This is a genomic window from Klebsiella pneumoniae (assembly GCF_000742135.1).
In the GTDB taxonomy this organism is placed as follows: domain Bacteria; phylum Pseudomonadota; class Gammaproteobacteria; order Enterobacterales; family Enterobacteriaceae; genus Klebsiella; species Klebsiella pneumoniae.
On the sequence record NZ_KN046818.1, the window covers coordinates 3578120 to 3594752 of the forward strand.

The 16633-nt window shown below is 57.7% G+C and carries 15 protein-coding genes; 8 read left to right on the plus strand and 7 right to left on the minus strand.

Annotated features, from left to right (window positions below):
* The first annotated feature begins 23 nt into the window (after positions 1 to 23).
* The 4 genes from DR88_RS30970 to DR88_RS08715 all read left to right on the plus strand — a co-directional run bounded on the left by DR88_RS30970 (position 24) and on the right by DR88_RS08715 (position 4330).
* Positions 24 to 158 carry a hypothetical protein gene (locus DR88_RS30970; RefSeq protein ID WP_032443955.1) on the plus strand — a complete coding sequence of 45 codons (135 nt, stop codon included), beginning with the start codon at positions 24 to 26 and terminating at the stop codon, positions 156 to 158.
* A gap of 12 nt (positions 159 to 170) precedes the next feature.
* Complete coding sequence (locus DR88_RS08725) at positions 171 to 1412, plus strand: MFS transporter (RefSeq protein ID WP_002916000.1); 1242 nt, start codon at positions 171 to 173, stop codon at positions 1410 to 1412.
* A gap of 19 nt (positions 1413 to 1431) precedes the next feature.
* A complete protein-coding gene (locus tag DR88_RS08720) occupies positions 1432 to 2865 on the plus strand; it encodes a glycoside hydrolase family 32 protein (RefSeq protein WP_032423845.1) in 1434 nt (477 codons plus the stop codon).
* 121 nt (positions 2866 to 2986) lie between these two features.
* Positions 2987 to 4330: a carbohydrate porin gene (locus tag DR88_RS08715; protein WP_004149644.1), complete on the plus strand. Its 1344-nt coding sequence runs from the start codon at positions 2987 to 2989 to the stop codon at positions 4328 to 4330.
* A 59-nt stretch (positions 4331 to 4389) separates the two neighbouring features.
* On the opposite strand, the gene DR88_RS08710 is transcribed toward DR88_RS08715, so the two are convergent.
* The 5 genes from DR88_RS08710 to DR88_RS08690 all read right to left on the minus strand — a co-directional run bounded on the left by DR88_RS08710 (position 4390) and on the right by DR88_RS08690 (position 9395).
* On the minus strand, positions 4390 to 5676 hold the full coding sequence (locus DR88_RS08710; RefSeq protein WP_002915998.1) for an ABC transporter substrate-binding protein: 1287 nt from the start codon (positions 5674 to 5676) through the stop codon (positions 4390 to 4392).
* A 16-nt stretch (positions 5677 to 5692) separates the two neighbouring features.
* Positions 5693 to 6820, minus strand: a complete 1128-nt coding sequence (locus DR88_RS08705; protein ID WP_004149643.1) for an ABC transporter ATP-binding protein — start codon at positions 6818 to 6820, stop codon at positions 5693 to 5695.
* 12 nt (positions 6821 to 6832) lie between these two features.
* Positions 6833 to 7735 (minus strand): carbohydrate ABC transporter permease, encoded by a 903-nt coding sequence (locus tag DR88_RS08700; protein ID WP_002915996.1) that lies wholly within the window; start codon positions 7733 to 7735, stop codon positions 6833 to 6835.
* Complete coding sequence (locus DR88_RS08695) at positions 7728 to 8618, minus strand: carbohydrate ABC transporter permease (RefSeq protein WP_002915995.1); 891 nt, start codon at positions 8616 to 8618, stop codon at positions 7728 to 7730. The genes DR88_RS08700 and DR88_RS08695 overlap by 8 nt, the downstream gene beginning before the upstream one ends.
* A gap of 450 nt (positions 8619 to 9068) precedes the next feature.
* Positions 9069 to 9395 (minus strand): cupin domain-containing protein, encoded by a 327-nt coding sequence (locus DR88_RS08690; RefSeq protein ID WP_020804165.1) that lies wholly within the window; start codon positions 9393 to 9395, stop codon positions 9069 to 9071.
* 139 nt (positions 9396 to 9534) lie between these two features.
* Between DR88_RS08690 and DR88_RS08685 the strand changes: the two genes are divergently transcribed.
* Positions 9535 to 10248 (plus strand): aspartate/glutamate racemase, encoded by a 714-nt coding sequence (locus DR88_RS08685; protein WP_025861620.1) that lies wholly within the window; start codon positions 9535 to 9537, stop codon positions 10246 to 10248.
* Here the strand turns inward: DR88_RS08685 and DR88_RS08680 are convergent.
* Positions 10214 to 11140 (minus strand): LysR family transcriptional regulator, encoded by a 927-nt coding sequence (locus tag DR88_RS08680; RefSeq protein ID WP_002915991.1) that lies wholly within the window; start codon positions 11138 to 11140, stop codon positions 10214 to 10216. The two genes, DR88_RS08685 and DR88_RS08680, sit on opposite strands and share 35 nt — an antisense overlap.
* A 136-nt stretch (positions 11141 to 11276) precedes the next feature.
* Between DR88_RS08680 and lysA the strand changes: the two genes are divergently transcribed.
* Entirely contained in the window at positions 11277 to 12539 is a 1263-nt protein-coding gene (gene lysA / locus DR88_RS08675; RefSeq protein WP_002915990.1) for a diaminopimelate decarboxylase, read from the plus strand.
* Here lysA and DR88_RS08670 read toward each other — a convergent pair.
* The gene (locus tag DR88_RS08670) at positions 12532 to 13533 is read right to left on the minus strand and encodes a LacI family DNA-binding transcriptional regulator (protein ID WP_073980548.1); all 1002 of its coding nucleotides are present in this window, start codon (positions 13531 to 13533) and stop codon (positions 12532 to 12534) included. The genes lysA and DR88_RS08670 overlap by 8 nt on opposite strands.
* A 299-nt stretch (positions 13534 to 13832) precedes the next feature.
* Here DR88_RS08670 and DR88_RS08665 point away from each other — a divergent pair, with 299 nt between their 5' ends.
* Positions 13833 to 15170: a PTS sugar transporter subunit IIC gene (locus tag DR88_RS08665; protein WP_004174520.1), complete on the plus strand. Its 1338-nt coding sequence runs from the start codon at positions 13833 to 13835 to the stop codon at positions 15168 to 15170.
* A gap of 7 nt (positions 15171 to 15177) precedes the next feature.
* On the plus strand, positions 15178 to 16605 hold the full coding sequence (locus tag DR88_RS08660) for a glycoside hydrolase family 1 protein (RefSeq protein WP_004149636.1): 1428 nt from the start codon (positions 15178 to 15180) through the stop codon (positions 16603 to 16605).
* Positions 16606 to 16633 lie beyond the last annotated feature (28 nt).

Genomic DNA, 16633 nt, shown 5'->3' on the forward strand with positions numbered 1-16633 from the left:
TTCTGCTATCGCCGTCGTGAGCTATGTTGCGGTTGATTTTTGATCGCGATCGCATCTTCATTATGTTAACGTTAACTTTTGTGATTAACATCATATATCGCAGCGAATCCACCTGCGCTTTGTTTTTTGTTAACGTTACCATAATTGCATTCCTCTAACACGAGAATGTCATGATGAAAGCGCCTCACTCACACAGCTACCCGTTGCTCAGTGCCTTACTGTTTTTCTTTTTCGTGACCTGGTCGTCATCCGGCTCCTTGCTCTCTATCTGGCTTCACCAGGAGGTTGGGCTGAAGGCAGGCGATACCGGTATTATCTATGCCGTACTGTCGGTTTCCGCGCTGTTTGCGCAAGTTTGCTATGGATTTATCCAGGACAAGCTGGGGCTGCGCAAACATCTGCTCTGGTATATCACCGCGCTGCTGATCCTCTCTGGTCCGGCGTATCTGCTGTTCGGCCACCTGCTGAAAATCAACGTCCTGTTGGGCAGCATCTTTGGCGGGATCTATATCGGTTTGACCTTTAACGGCGGCATCGGCGTGCTGGAATCTTACACCGAGAGGGTGGCGCGTCAGAGCCAGTTTGAATTCGGCAGGGCGCGGATGTGGGGCTCGCTGGGCTGGGCGGTGGCCACCTTCTTCGCCGGCCTGCTGTTTAACATCAATCCGCAGCTAAACTTCCTCGTCGCCAGCTGTTCCGGGCTGGTGTTCTTTATCCTGTTGGCGCGGCTGCGGGTCTCCTCGGCGCCGCATGCGATGCAGGAGGCGGTATCGGGCGGTAAGGTGACCCTCGAAGATGCGCTGCGCCTGCTGACGCTGCCGCGCTTTTGGGCGCTGGTCTTCTTCGTCATCGGCACCTGCATTTACGGCGTCTATGACCAGCAGTTCCCGGTCTATTTCTCATCGCAGTTCGCGACCCTGCAGGAAGGCAATGAGATGTATGGCTACCTCAACTCCTTCCAGGTGTTCCTCGAGGCGGCCGGCATGTTCTGCGCGCCGTGGCTGGTGAACCGTATCGGCGCCAAGAACGGTCTGATTTTCGCCGGCATGGTGATGGCGATGCGCATGGTGGCCTCCGGTCTGGTGGAGGGGCCGCTGCTGATCTCCATCACCAAACTGCTGCACGCGGTGGAGTTGCCGATACTGCTGGTGGCTATCTTTAAGTACAACAGCCTCAACTTCGATAAACGTCTCTCCTCCACCCTCTATCTGGTGGGCTTCGCCTGCACCAGCTCGATTATCGCCAGCGTATTGTCGCCGCTGGCGGGCTACAGCTATGAAAAATATGGCTTCGCCCAGTCCTACCTGATCATGGGCCTGCTGGTGTTCTGCACCACCTTTATTTCCATCTTCTTGTTGCGCTCCGGCAAATCCTCCGCCGATCCGCTGGTGTCGCAACCTACCGCTATCTGAATCAAAAAGAGTGAAAATGATGACTTACACAATCTCCCGGGCTGAACAGGTACTCCAGACACAACGCCAGGCGCTGAATCTGCGCTGGTATCCGCACTATCACCTGGCGGCCCGCGCCGGGTGGATCAACGACCCAAACGGTCTGGTGTGGTTTGACGGCTGGTACCATGCCTTTTATCAACATCACCCGTACTCCACCCAGTGGGGACCGATGCACTGGGGGCACGCGCGCAGTAAGGATCTGGTGCACTGGGAGCATTTGCCGGTAGCCCTGGCGCCGGAGGGCCCGGAGGATAAAGACGGCTGCTTTTCCGGCTCGGCGGTGGTCGATGGCGATACCCTGGCGCTGATTTACACCGGGCATAAGTTCCACGGCGATCCTGGCGACGAAGCCAATCTGTATCAGGTGCAGTGTCTGGCCACCAGCCGCGACGGGATCCACTTTGAGCGCCAGGGGATGGTGGTCGACACCCCGCCGGGTATGCACCACTTCCGTGACCCGAAGGTCTGGCGTGAGGGAGATAGCTGGTACATGATCGTCGGCGCGCGCGAAGGCGATACCGGCCAGGTGCGGCTGTACCGTTCAGCCGATCTGCGCCAGTGGCAGGACGCGGGGGTGCTGGATGAAGCGGAAAGCACCATGGGCTATATGTGGGAGTGCCCGGACTTCTTCACCCTCAACGGCAAACGCGTTCTGATGTTTTCCCCACAGGGGATGCAGGCCGCGGGGTTCAGCAACCGCAATCTGTTCCAGAGCGGCTATCTGATCGGCGAGTGGCAGCCAGGCCAGCATTTTATTCGCCATGGCGAATTCCGGGAGATGGATAACGGCCACGATTTCTATGCCCCGCAAAGCTTCTCCACCCCCGATGGCCGGCGGATCGTGATTGGCTGGCTGGATATGTGGGAATCGCCGCTGCCGGAGCAGCAGGACGGCTGGGCGGGCATGCTCTCCCTGCCGCGCGAGCTGAGCCTGAGCGCGGATGACCGCCTGCAGATGCGCCCGGCGAAAGAAGTGGAGAGCCTGCGCGGCGCCTGGTTCCCGTGGCCGGTCAGCACCCTGAACAACCAGCAGACGACGATGGTCGACAACTGCGAGGCGATGGAGGTGAATCTGCGCTGGGACTGCGCCCGCAGCAGCGCCGAGCAGTATGGTCTGCGCTTTGGCGATGGCCTGCGCATCTACGTGGATGCCCAACTGCAGCGTCTGGTGCTGGAGCGGCATTATCCGCAGTATGGCCTGTGCGGGACGCGCAGCGTGCCGTTGACCGCCGGGGCGGATCTCAACCTGCGAATATTTTTCGATAGCTCTTCGGTGGAGGTTTTTGTCAATGACGGCGAAGCCTGCCTGAGCAGCCGTATCTATCCGCAGGCTCCCCACCGTGAATTAGCGTTATTTGCCTGGAGCGGCTCGGCGGCATTAACCGAAGCCGGCGCCTGGCAGCTCGAATAATAATAAGGCTGTTGTCGTTAATAACCCGTCTTTGACGATGGGCGGGTTATTATTGCCTGCATCGTCGTGCGTTACCCATTAATAAAAAATTCAGTTCATTCCATAATAAAAGGGTTTACCGATGAATAAAATCTGGGTCGGGTGTTTTCTGACGTCTCTGTATCTGCCATCCGTTATGGCGCAGGCGCCGTTATCGCTGGAGGAGCGACTGGCGCAAATGGAGCAGCGGCTAAAGGCGACGGAGGCGCGCGCCGCCAGCGCAGAGGCGGAAATTAAGACGCTGAAAGGCCAGCAGCAGGCCGCGACGGTCGCCCGCGCGGCGCCTGCTTCGCCGCGTTTGCAGCTAAATGACAATGGCGAATTAAAATTTTATGGCGACGTCGAATTTAACCTCGATGGCGCCAGTCGCACCGGCAGCCTGACGTCGGTCAAAACCAGCGCGAATAAAAGCTGGGCGCCCGGCGATAAAGAGCGCTGGGATATTAACGGTCGTATTCTGCTGGGTTTCGATGGCAGACGGAATGGCGCCGACGGGCAATATGCCGGATTCAGCGTGCAGCCTCTGGCGGATATGGATGGCAAAATGAATCTTGATGATGCGGTATTTTTCTTCGGCCAGCAGGATGACTGGAAAATAAAAATAGGCCGCTTTGAAGCATGGGATATGTTCCCGCTGAATCAGGATACTTTTATTGAATATTCAGGTAATACCGCCAACGATCTCTATTCCGATGGCTATGGCTATATTTACATGATGAAAGAGGGGCGCGGGCGCAGCAGCAGCGGCGGTAACCTTCTGTTTAGCAAAACGGTGGATAACTGGTATTTCGAAGTTAACACCCTGGTGGAGGACGGCAGTTCGCTGTTTGTCGATCAGAACTATCATGGTAACGCGCTGGAAAACCGCAAAAATGTGGTGTACGTGCGGCCGGTGGCGGCATGGCAGTCCGGCGCCTGGTCGGCGGCCGCGGCGATAGAGAGCAATCTCGTCAACAATGCTTACGGCTATCAGAGCCAGAGCGGACGCTGGGTCGACCAGTCAAACCGCACCGGCTACGGGCTGACCATGAGCTGGAACACCCTGAAAAGCGATCCGCAGGATGGGGCGGTGGTCAATCTGAGTACCGCCCTGCTGGACGCGGCGGACGAAACCGACTTCAGCGCCGGGATCAACGCCCTTTGGCATCGCGTGGAGCTGGGCTATATCTATGCGCACAATAAAATCGACCAGTTCAATATGGCCGGGGTGACCAGCGAATGCGATGGCGATTGCGCTATCCTGGCGCCGGGGCGCTATGACATCCATACCCTGCACACCTCCTGGCAGTTGCCGAATATCATGGCGATGCCGAACTTCAATATTTACCTTGGCGCCTATGCCTCGTGGCTCGATTCCACGGCAGCGAAGAGCGGGAATCCCGATGAACGCTACGGCGCCCGGGTGCGCTTTAAATATTTCTTCTGACAGGGCCGTCTGGCAGACCCTCCCGCGGCTTGCGCCGCGGGAGGTTTCCGACGGGCAGGTTAGCGCATCGCGCGGCGCAGAATGCGGTCGGTCTGGCGCTGGAAGTCCTCGGCCGCTTCTTCCACCGACTTTTTACCGTAGTCGATGTACTGCAGGGTGGTGCCGAACTGGGCGACGATCTGCGGATCGTCGAAGTACGGGGAGACCGGCAGAGCGGTGGGCAGGGATTGCGCCAGCTTCAGGCCGGACACCGCCGGATCGTCGGCTTTGATTACCCCATCCTCGGTCAGGTAGGTGACCGCCGCTTTACTCAGCGGCACGCCGCGCTCCAGTCCAAGAATATCCACCCCTTCTTTGCTGTTCAGCAGGAAGTTAATCACTTTCGCCGCCGCCTGCGGGTTTTTCGTCGATTTGCCAATCGACAACATTTGCGCGGGCTTGAAGAACAGTCCGGCATCGGTGGCGCCCGGCAGCATCGGGTATTCCCCCAGCACCAGCTTCGCCGGCGGCTTCAGGTTATCGGAATATTTGTTGATGGTGGAGTTCCACATGTAGGTCCCGCCCCATTCGCCCTGGATCCACGGCTTCATTTCGTACATGTTGCTCTTGCCGAAGGAGGCATAGTAGCGGGTGTCCGGCATCACATGGCTGTCGATAAGCTTCTTATACATACCGAAGAAATCCGCCCACTGCGCTTTGCTGTAGGAGAATTTTCGCCCTTTCTCATCGATGGCCGGCTGATTGTATTTTTGCACCATATAAGAGTTGAGCAGGGCCAGCACGTCCTGGTGTTCGAGCACCACCGGGTAGTACTGTTTCCCGAGCTTGCTTTCGAAAGTTTTTCCCGCCGCCATGAGTTCATCCCAGGTTTTCGGGAAGGGGATGCCCGCCTTTTTCCATGCTTCGTCGTTAAAGTAGAAGACGCGGGCGGTGACGGAAATTGGAATACCGTTAAGCTTGCCGTTGACCGTGGTGGACTGCAGTTCTTTGGCGTCGAACTGGCTGAGGTCGATCTCGTCTTTCAGGGTATTCAGATCGTAAAAGCCATCGCCATTTTTCGAAAAGATCGGCAGCCAGTTCCAGTTGGTCTGCATCACGTCAGGCTCGGTACCGCCGGCAATCTGGGTGGTCAGGCGTGAAAGATGGCCGTCCCAGCCGGTGTATTCTGCTTTGACGTTGATGTCTGGGTTTTGTTTGTGGAATTCCTCCAGCGCCTTGAGGGTGACCTGATGGCGGCCGTTGCCCCCCCACCAGGACATACGCAGGTCGACATCCTGCGCTAGCGAAGAGAAGGCGCTAAGGCCCAGGGTGGCGGAGAGGGTGGCGCTTATCAGCACGTTTTTCATTGTTATGCTCCAGGGTTCACAGAGAGAGGTTCTGTTCGGTTTTGGCGTCAAAGATGTGACACTTGTTGAGATCAAAGGTGAAATAGACTTTGCGATTCAGTCCCTTGGCAATCATCGGCTTCGCATCGTCCGACGGCACGCGGGCGGTCAGCTCATAATCAGCAACCCTGAGATAAACAAAGAATTCATGTCCCATGTTTTCTACGCGTACCATTTCACCCGCGCAGGAACCTTCGGCAAACGGTTCATCGGAGAGAGAGACAAACTCCGGGCGCACGCCAAAGAACACCTGCTGATTCTTATGGGTTTCAACTTTGCTTTGCAGCCGATCGTTGAGCGGCAGCCGCTGATCGCCCAGCGTCAAATGCAGGCGACCACCGTGCTCAACCAACTGGCTGGGACGAATATTCATCTCCGGCGCGCCGATAAACCCGGCGACAAACATATTTTTCGGCTGGTGGTAGAGATTGTCCGGGGTATCAACCTGCATAATGTGGCCTAGCTTCATCACGCAGATGCGGTCGCCCATGGTCATCGCTTCCGTCTGATCGTGGGTGACGTAGACGGTGGTCGCCGGTTTGCCAGATTTTTTCAACTGCTTATGCAGATCGGAAATGCGGATCCGCATCGAGGCGCGCAACTTGGCGTCAAGGTTGGAGAGCGGTTCGTCGAACAGGAAGACGTCCGGTTTTTTGACGATCGCCCGGCCCACCGCCACGCGCTGCGCCTGGCCACCGGAGAGCTGGCGCGGCAGGCGATCGAGCAGTTCTTCCAGTTCGAGAATTTTCGCCGCTTCTTCCACCTGTCTGTCGATTTGCGCCTTCGGCAGCTTGCTCAGCTTCAGGCCGAAGGCGAGGTTTTCGCGCACCGTCATATGCGGATAGAGGGCGTAGTTCTGGAACACCATCGCGATGCCACGGGATTTAGGCGCCAGGTTGTTGACGATTTTGTCCCCAATCCGCACCTCGCCGCCGCTGATGGTCTCCAGGCCCGCCAGCATGCGCAGGGTGGTCGATTTGGCGCAGCCGGAGGGGCCGACGATCACCATAAATTCGCCATCGGCAATCTTCAGGTCGATACCATGCACCGCTTTAAACCCGTTGGAGTAGACTTTTTCCAGTTTGTTGAAAATCACTTCAGCCATGATATTTCCCTCTTAACCTTTGATTCCGCTGCTGGTCACGCCCTGCACGAAGTAGCGTTGAGCCAGGAAGAAGACAATGATGGACGGCAGAATGGAGATGCTCGCCATTGCCAGAATTTCGTTCCACGGCGCGCCTTCCGTGACGTCGATAGACATTTTTAGCGCCAGCGCGATGGGATACTTATCGACGCTGTAGACGTAGATCAGCGGACCGATAAAGTCGTTCATCGACCACATAAACTGGAACAGCGCCACCGAGATAATGGCCGGCTTGAGGATCGGCACCACCACATACCACAGCACCTGGATGGAGTTGCAGCCGTCGATCTGCGCCGCCTCTTCCATATCGCGCGGCACGCCGCGCAGAAACTGGATCAGCATGAAGACGAAGAATCCCTGGGTGGCGAAGGCCAGCGGCAGGTACAGCGGCAGATAGCTGTTCAGCATCCCCATTTCGCGGAACATCAGGTACTGCGGGATCAGCAGGACGGTGCTCGGCAGCAACATGGTGGTGATAAGCGTTGCGAACCAGAACTTCTTCCACGGGATCTCAAAGCGTGCGAAGCCGTACGCCACGATGGTGGAGGAAATGATCGTTAACACCACTTTCGGGATCACATACTTAAAGGTGTTCAGCATATAGTGGCCGAAATGGTATTCGGTGCCGGTCTTCCAGCCGTTGATAAACCCGTCCCAGGTGGCGTGGGCAGGCCACAGCCCGAGGGTGGTGAAGATCTCATGGTTCGGCTTGAACGAGGCGGAGAACATCCACGCCAGCGGGTAGAGCATCAGCAGGCCGACGAATATCAGCACGACGTAGCGCACCACCCGGCTCACCTTTTCCCGGCGCAGCGTACGGGCGACCTCACGATCGGCGTCGCTCATCACCGGCGCCATCTGTTGAATATCAGCCATTTTTGCCTCCCTTATCGGCGGAGTAGAAGACCCAGTATTTCGATGACTTAAAGGCGATCGACGCAAAGACCGCCACGACGAGGAACAGCACCCACGCCAGCGCGGCGCCATAGCCCATGTCGAAGTACTTAAAGGCGGTATCGTAGATATAGAGTGAGAAGAGGTAGGTGTAATAGGTCGGACCGCCGCCGGTTATCACGTACGGGCCGGTAAACTCCTGGAACGCCTGGGTGGTCTGCATAATAAAGTTGAAGAAAATCACCGGGGTGATCAGCGGCACGGTGACCTTCATGAACATCTGCCACTTTGAGGCGCCGTCAATCATTGCCGCCTCATACTGCGACTGCGGAACGTTCTGCAGCGCGGCGAGGAAGATGACCATCGCGGAGCCAAACTGCCAGACGCGCAGCAGGGTGACCGACATCAGCGCCAGGGAGGGTTCCCCCAGCCAGTTGATGGCATCGATGCCAAAGACGGCGAGAAAACTGTTCAGCAGGCCGTCAATGGCGAACAGGGCGCGCCACAGCACGGCAATCGCCACCGAGCTGCCAAGGATCGACGGGATGTAATAGGCGGTGCGGAAAAAGCCGATGCCGCGCAGTTTGAAATTGAGCACAAAAGCAATGCCGAGGGCGAAAGCCAGTTTTAAGGGGATGGTTAAAAAGACGTAGGCAAAGGTCACCCCCATCGATTTCCAGAACAGGCTATCCTCGGTCAACATATAGCGATAGTTTTCGATGCCGTTAAATACCGGCGGGCTCATCAAGTCGTACTCGGTAAAACTGAGAAAGAAAGATGAAACAAAGGGAAAAGCGGTAAAGACGATCAGCCCGATGATATAGGGCGATATCCATGCCAATCCCAGCAGCTTGTTTTCATTCATACATACCTACCTGGCTTACGAGTTGTAATACGGATCCGGTGACGCCGCGCTGTCGGCCTTTTACGCCTGACAACGCAAAAATGTCTGAACGCTTCCTCTGCTTAACATGTCCTTGTTAATTAACGTGTTATTCTTTAACTGGTCTAGCAGGTAAGGGCTGTCAGCCCCTTTTTTATGCTGAACTTTTTTTATAAAACACCGTTTTAATTTCATTTTATTGCGATTTGTTTCTGCGTCATGCAGATCAGGATGGAAATGTGATCAAAGTCGAAACGATGTTTCAAAAAGGTGAGGTGGTAAGCATTTTGGCCGTAAAGGGCGCCTGAAAGGAATGAAAAATTAGGCTTAACTGAGCGGGAAATATAATTACCAGGATAATGATTGTGGCCGCATGTTTTTATTGAAGGGCGCCGGGCAGTAACCGGGGACGGCGATCGCCCCCGTTATGGATTAGCCTTCAAGAAAATCTTCGCGAATGGGAGTAAAGGTATCGAGCAGCGTGCCGGGCTGCAGGCAGACGCAGCCGTGCATAATCCCCGGCCGCTTATACAACGTATCGCCGGCGCTGACGACGCGCGTCTCCTCGCCGATGGTGAACTCGAACTCGCCGGAAAGCACATAGGTGAGCTGTTCGTGAGGATGGTTATGCATCGGGCCGACGGCGCCGGCGGCAAAATTCACCTCCACGGCCATCATTTTGCCGTCGTGGGCCAGAATGCGGCGGGTTACGCCATTGCCGAGGTCTTCAAGGATGGTGTCTTTATGAAAAATAAACATCTGGCGATCCTGTTGTTAAAGTGAAACATTGTTTCATTTAACTTATCCCACTCTTCATGAAAAAGAAATACGCGGCCAGAGAAGTGGAAAGTTGATCACAAGTTTGCTTCACTGGCAGAAACGACATAAGGAGCAGAAGATGAAAACCATTGGCCTGTTAGGCGGCATGAGCTGGGAGTCCACGATCCCCTATTATCGGTTGATCAATGAGGGCGTTAAGGCGCGACTGGGCGGCCTGCACTCTGCCAGCCTGGTGCTGCACAGCGTCGATTTTCACGACATCGAAGCCTGCCAGTCCGCCGGCGACTGGGATCGCGCCGGGGAGATCCTTGCTGAGGCCGCGGTCGGGCTGCAGCAGGCGGGGGCCGAAGGCATTGTCCTGTGCACCAACACCATGCATAAAGCCGCAGATGCCATCGCCGCCCGCTGCCAGGTTCCCTTCCTGCATATTGCCGATGCCACCGGACGGGCGATTGCCGCCAAAGGTCAGCGCCGGGTCGCGCTGCTGGGCACCCGCTATACCATGGAGCAGACCTTTTACCGCGGTCGTCTGCAGGAGCAGTTTGCCATCGAGACGCTGATCCCTGAGGCTGACGATCGGGCGCAGATCAATCAGATCATCTTCGACGAACTTTGTCTCGGCACCTTCAGCGAGGCGTCGCGGGATTATTATCTGCAGACGATCGCCGCCCTGGCGGAGCAGGGGGCGGAAGGGGTTATTTTCGGCTGTACGGAGATTGGCCTGCTGGTGCCTGCCGAGCTCAGTCCGCTGCCGGTCTTTGACGCCGCGGCGATCCACGCGGAAGACGCGGTCAACTTTATGCTCTCTGCAGGACCGACGCCAGCGGCGTGAGGATCTGCGGCAGACTCTGCTGCAGGTGGGCAACAAAGGCGTCGACCAGCGCCGAGCGCGGGCGGTGGAGGGGGCGGATCAGGCTGACGGTAAACGGCACCTCGACGCTGAAGCGGCGCACCACTACGCCGCTATCGGCATAGTCCAGGGCGGTTAACGGATTCACCACCGAGATCCCGGCGCCGGCGCGCACCATGGCGCAGATCGAGGCCGCGCTGTGGGTTTCGACCACCATCCGCCGTTTAACCTGATGCTCAAGGAACAGGGCGTCGAGCAGCTGGCGATAGCTGTCGGTGCGCGACAGGCTGATGTAGTTTTCGCCCTGAAAATCGGCGGGGGTCAGCGTCGCCTGCGCCGCCAGCGGATGGCCGGCGGGCAGCACGCAGACTTCATTCAGCGTCAGCAGCGGGGTGCGTTCGGTGCCCGCGGGGGTATGCAGGGTCTCCGTCAGGCCAAGGTCATGGCGCTGGGCGGAGAGCCACTCCTCCAGCAGCGGCGACTCCTGGGGGACGATCTGCAGGCTGACCTCCGGGTAGCGAGCGAGAAACGGCGGCAACAGCAGCGGCAGAAAGGACTGGGAAAACACCGGCAGACAGGCGATCGACAGCTCGCCCTGGCGGAACTCGCGCAGGCTCTCGGCGGCGCTGACGATACGGTCCAGGCCATACCAGGAGCGCTGAACCTCCTCAAACAAACGCAGGCCCTGCACCGTCGGCTGCAGGCGACCGCGGGTCCGCTCAAACAGTTGCAGGCCGAGCACCTTCTCAAAGCGCGCCAGCTCGCGGCTGACCGTGGGTTGCGAGGTGTGCAGCATTCGCGCCGCTTCGGTCAGGTTGCCGGTGGTCATCACCGCGTGAAAGATTTCGATATGACGCAAATTGACGGCTGGCATGCGGTCTCCGTGAGGCTCGGCTGGAACCATATCATTTTTGCATAGAGTCGCGATAAAACGATATTTTTTATTCGTCTGTCACTGTGGCGTAATCAGAAAAAACAGCGACCAACACACGCACTGCACCGGAGTTCTTATGCCACACTCGCTTTACGCCACCGATACTGACCTGACCGCGGACAACCTGCTGCGCCTGCCGGCGGAATTTGGCTGCCCGGTCTGGGTCTATGATGCGCAGATTATTCGCCGCCAGATAGCCCAGCTCAGCCAGTTCGACGTGGTGCGTTTTGCGCAAAAAGCCTGCTCTAACATTCATATTCTGCGTCTGATGCGTGAGCAGGGGGTGAAGGTGGACTCGGTGTCGCTGGGGGAGATCGAGCGGGCGCTGGCGGCAGGCTACGATCCGCAGCAGAATCCCGAGGATATTGTCTTCACCGCCGATCTGATCGACGACGCCACCCTCGATCGGGTGAAGGCGTTACAGATCCCGGTGAACGCCGGCTCGATCGACATGCTGAGCCAGCTGGGCGAGGTGTCGCCGGGCCATCGCGTCTGGCTGCGCGTCAACCCGGGCTTTGGCCACGGCCACAGCCAGAAAACCAATACCGGCGGTGAGAATAGCAAGCATGGCATCTGGTACAGCCACCTGCCGGCGGCGCTGGAAGTGATGCGACGCTATCAGCTGCAGCTGGTCGGGATCCATATGCATATCGGCTCTGGCGTTGACTATGGTCACCTGGAGCAGGTGTGCGGCGCGATGGTGCGCCAGGTCGTCGACTTTGGCCAGGATCTGCAGGCCATCTCCGCCGGCGGCGGTCTGTCGATTCCTTACCGCGAAGGTGAAGAGGCCATCGACACCGCCCACTATTATGGCCTGTGGAACCGCGCCCGGGAGCAGATCGCGGCCCATCTGGGGCACCCGGTGAAATTGGAGATTGAGCCCGGGCGCTTCCTGGTGGCCGAGTCCGGCGTGCTGGTGTCGCAGGTGCGCAGCGTGAAAGAGATGGGCAGCCGTCACTTTGTGCTGATTGACGCCGGCTTTAACGACCTGATGCGCCCGGCAATGTACGGTAGCTATCACCATATCACCGCTCTGGCGGGGGATGGCCGGGATCTCAGCGCCGCGCCGCAGGTCGAAACCGTGGTGGCCGGGCCGCTGTGCGAATCCGGGGATGTCTTTACCCAGCAGGAGGGGGGCAAAGTCGAGACCCGCCTGCTGCCGGCGGTAGCGCCTGGGGATTATCTGGTGCTCCATGACACCGGCGCCTACGGGGCTTCGATGTCATCCAACTATAACAGCCGTCCGCTGCTGCCGGAGGTTCTGTTTGATGGCGGCAAGGCGCGGCTGATCCGCCGTCGCCAGACCATCCAGGAGCTGCTGGCCTTAGAGCTTATTTAAAAAAAGGTCCCGTCGTCACCGACTCGCGAAGCACCAGCGTGCCGGTAAACGGCGGGATCGTTTCTATCGGCTGCTGATTGGCAAGCTTGATCGCCTGGTCGATAGCCGTAGTGATCATGTTGTCGATCGGCAGATAAACCGTCGACAGCCCCGGCTCCAGCCATTTCGCGCTTGGCGCATCGTCGAAGCCAAACAGCGACACATCCTGTGGAATACGCAGCCCCGCCTGATGCAGCGCCTTTGACGCCCCCAGCGCCATATCATCGTTACAGGAAAACAGCGCGCTGAAGTGGGCTTTCTCGTCCAGCAGTTCCCGGCACAGTTCGTAGCCGCGAGTCATCGTCGAGTCCCCATACTTCACCCGGCTCGGATCCCACTCAATACCATGTTTTATCAGCGCGTTGCGGTAGCCCTGCAGGCGAGCCTGGCCGGTAGGGGTATGCATCGGGACGGTGATGCAGGCGATATCGCGGTGGCCCTGGGTAATCAGATACTCCACGGCCTGGAAGGCGGCTTCCTGCTGTTCGAAGAACACGCAGCGTTCGCGGGCCTGCGCCACATCGCGGTTAATCACCACCAGCGGCATGGCGATCGAGTTAATCAGCGACATGATCGCCTTCTCGCTCATGTGCCGGGTATAGAGGATGATCGCATCGCACTGCCGGTCGGCGAGCATCTGCACCGCTTCCTCTTCGCGCTCCGGCGTATCATGGCCGTCGGTGACGATAAGCTGCTTTCCCCAGGCTTCGGTCTGGCGTGACGCCTGCTGCAGCAGACGGCCAAAGTAAAAGCCGTCAAAGGTGGAGACGACCAGCCCGATACTATTGCTGGTCTGATTGGCCAGCGAGCGGGCAAGGAAATTGGGCCGGTAGCCCAGCTCTTCCATCGCTTTAAAGACCTGTTGGCGGGTGCTCTCTTTCACCTGACCTGTGCCGTTCAACACGCGGGAAACCGTCGCTTTCGAGACGCCTGCGCGAATTGAGACATCCAGCATTGTAGCCATTCATCGATTCCTGATTTCACGTGGTAAAGCGCAGTTTATCACAGACCGAAAAGGGACATATCGACGGGGCGGGGCGGAAAAACCATCGCGATCACGCTTTTGGCAGGAACTGACGAGCCGACAGACTCTGGTATGCCAATGTCGATTTTATCGGATATTTGGGATACCACTGTGCGCGTTGCGAGCGCTGTCACAGAACTATTTTTGCCTGGCGACTATGTTTTGGTATGCCAAAAGTCTCTGGCTGTTCACCTGGCCGCAATAAGCCCTTTACTCTGAGGTACTCTTTTATGGCATTACAGGACAAACTGATCGACGCGCTGGGGCGTTTCGCGACGACATTCAACAGCTATCGCTACATTATGGCGATCAAATCGGCGTTTATTACCCTGATGCCGGTGATCATCGTCGGGGCCTTTTCGGTGCTGATCTCCAATATGGTGCTGGATCCGAAGAATGGGCTCGCCAGCTTTTCCTCGCTCTCCTTTCTTGCGGCGCTGAAGCCGATCACCAGCGCGCTAAACTACGCTACGCTCAACTTCCTCAATATCGGCGCCGTGTTTCTGATCGGTATTGAGCTGGGGCGGATCAACGGCATCAAAAGCCTGTTTCCCGGCCTGTTGGCGGTGATCTGCTTTATCTGCGTCACGCCGACCACGGTAGAGATGATGGTCGATGGCCAGATGCACGTGGTGAAAGATGTTCTGCTGCGCCAGTTTTCCGATACCCGCAGTCTGTTCCTTGGGATGTTCATCGCCATTCTGTCAGTGGAGATTTACTGCTGGCTGGAAGGGCGCAAGGGACTGAAGATCAAAATGCCGGATACCGTGCCGCCGAACGTCTCTGCCTCTTTTTCCGCGCTGATCCCGGCGATTATCACCACCACCGCGATCGCCACCTTTGGTTTTCTCTTTCACCAGCTGACGGGAATGTATCTCTACGATGCGGTCTACCAGGTGGTGCAGCAGCCGCTGGAGCGGGTGGTGCAGAGCCTGCCGGGGATCCTGCTGCTGATGTTCGTCGCCCAGCTGTTCTGGGTGATCGGCATTCACGGCAACCAGATGATTAAGCCGATCCGCGAGCCGCTGCTGCTGGGAGCGATCACTGTCAATATGAGCGCTTTTGAGCAGGGGAAAGAGGTACCGAACATCATCACGATGCCCTTCTGGGATGTCTACATGAGCATCGGCGGCTCGGGGCTGACCATCGGCCTGCTGATTGCGGTGATGATCGCCACCAGACGCAAAGAGATGAAAGAGATCGCCAAGCTGTCGATAGGTCCGGGGCTGTTCAATATTAACGAGCCGGTGATCTTCGGGATGCCGATCATGCTTAACCCGATCCTCGCCATCCCGTTTATCATCACCCCGCTGGTGACCGGCAGCATCGGCTATTTCGCCACCCTGACCGGCTTCGCCGGCAAGGCGGTGGTGATGGTCCCCTGGACCACGCCGCCGCTGATCAACGCCTGGCTCTCCACCGCCGGCTCGATGGGGGCGGTGGTGACCCAGCTTATCTGCATCGTCGTCGCGGTGCTTATCTATCTGCCTTTCGTCAAAATAGCCTCCCGCCGTGCCGATGCCGCGCAGCGTCAGGTAGACAATCAACAAACCGCCAACCCTGTCTGAGGAGCCTATGACTACCGTACGGATGACCATTCCCGATGATTTTATCCTTGGCGCGGCGGCTTCCGCCTGGCAGACCGAAGGCTGGAGCGGGAAAAAACCAGGGCAGGACTCCTGGCCCGATCTCTGGTACAAAAACGATCGCCACGTCTGGCATAACGGCTATGGCCCGGCGGTGGCCACCGATTTTATCAACCGCTTTCAGGAAGATGTGCAGCTGATGAAGCTGGCCGGGCTGACCCACTACCGCACCTCAATCAACTGGTCGCGCTTTCTGACCGACTATGAAAACGTCACGGTGGATGAGGAGTATGCGGCCTATTACGACCAGCTGTTCGATGCGCTGCTGGCCAACGGCATCACGCCGATGATCTGCCTTGAGCATTATGAATTGCCCGGCTATCTGCTGGAAAAGTATGGCGGCTGGGGGTCGAAAACGGTGGTTGAGCTGTTTGTGCGCTATGCGGAGAAGGTGTTTGCCCGCTACCACCCGAAGGTGACGCGCTGGTTTACCTTTAATGAGCCAATTGTGGTGCAGACTCGGGTCTATCTGGATGCTCTGCGCTGGCCCTATGAGCAGAACACCAGCACCTGGATGCAGTGGAACTATCATAAGGTGCTGGCGACCGCCAGCGTCGTGAAGCGGTTTCGCGAGCTCGGCTATCCCGGGACCGTCGGCTGCATCCTCAATCCGGAGGTGACCTACCCACGCTCACGCGCCCCCCATGACCTGCGCGCGGCGGAGATCTACGATCTGTTCTACAACCGCATGTTCCTCGACCCGCTGGTGCACGGCGTCTGGCCGCCGGAGCTTCTCGCGCTGCTTGAGCAGCATCAGGTGACGTGGGAGACCAGCGAGGAGGATCTGGCGGTTATCCGCGAGCACACCGTCGATGAGCTGGGGATTAATCTTTACTACCCACACCGGGTCAAAGCCCCGTCGCGGGCCTGGCATCCGCATACCCCGTTCCATCCGGCCTGGTATTATGAGCCGTTTGAGCTGCCCGGCCGGCGGATGAACGCCTCCCGCGGCTGGGAAATCTACCCGCAAATCATCTTTGATATGGCGATGCGGATAAAAAATGACTATCGCAACATCCCGTGGTTCGTGGCGGAGAGCGGGATGGGGGTGGAAAACGAAGGCCAGTTCCGTAACCGCGAAGGCGTCATCGATGACAGCTACCGCATTCGTTTTATCAGCGAACATCTGTGGCACACCCTGCGCGCCCGCGAGGCAGGGGCCAACTGCCAGGGCTATATGCTGTGGGCGTTTACCGACAATGTATCGCCGATGAACGCCTTTAAAAACCGCTACGGGCTTATCGAAATCGATCTGCAAAACCATCGCGCCCGGCGAGCCAAAGCCTCGGCGCACTGGTTTCGTCAACTGGGCGAACGGCGTGAACTGGTGCTGGATATCGATGATGAATACCGCTAGCCGGGGGCAATATTTGCTAAGATAGCGG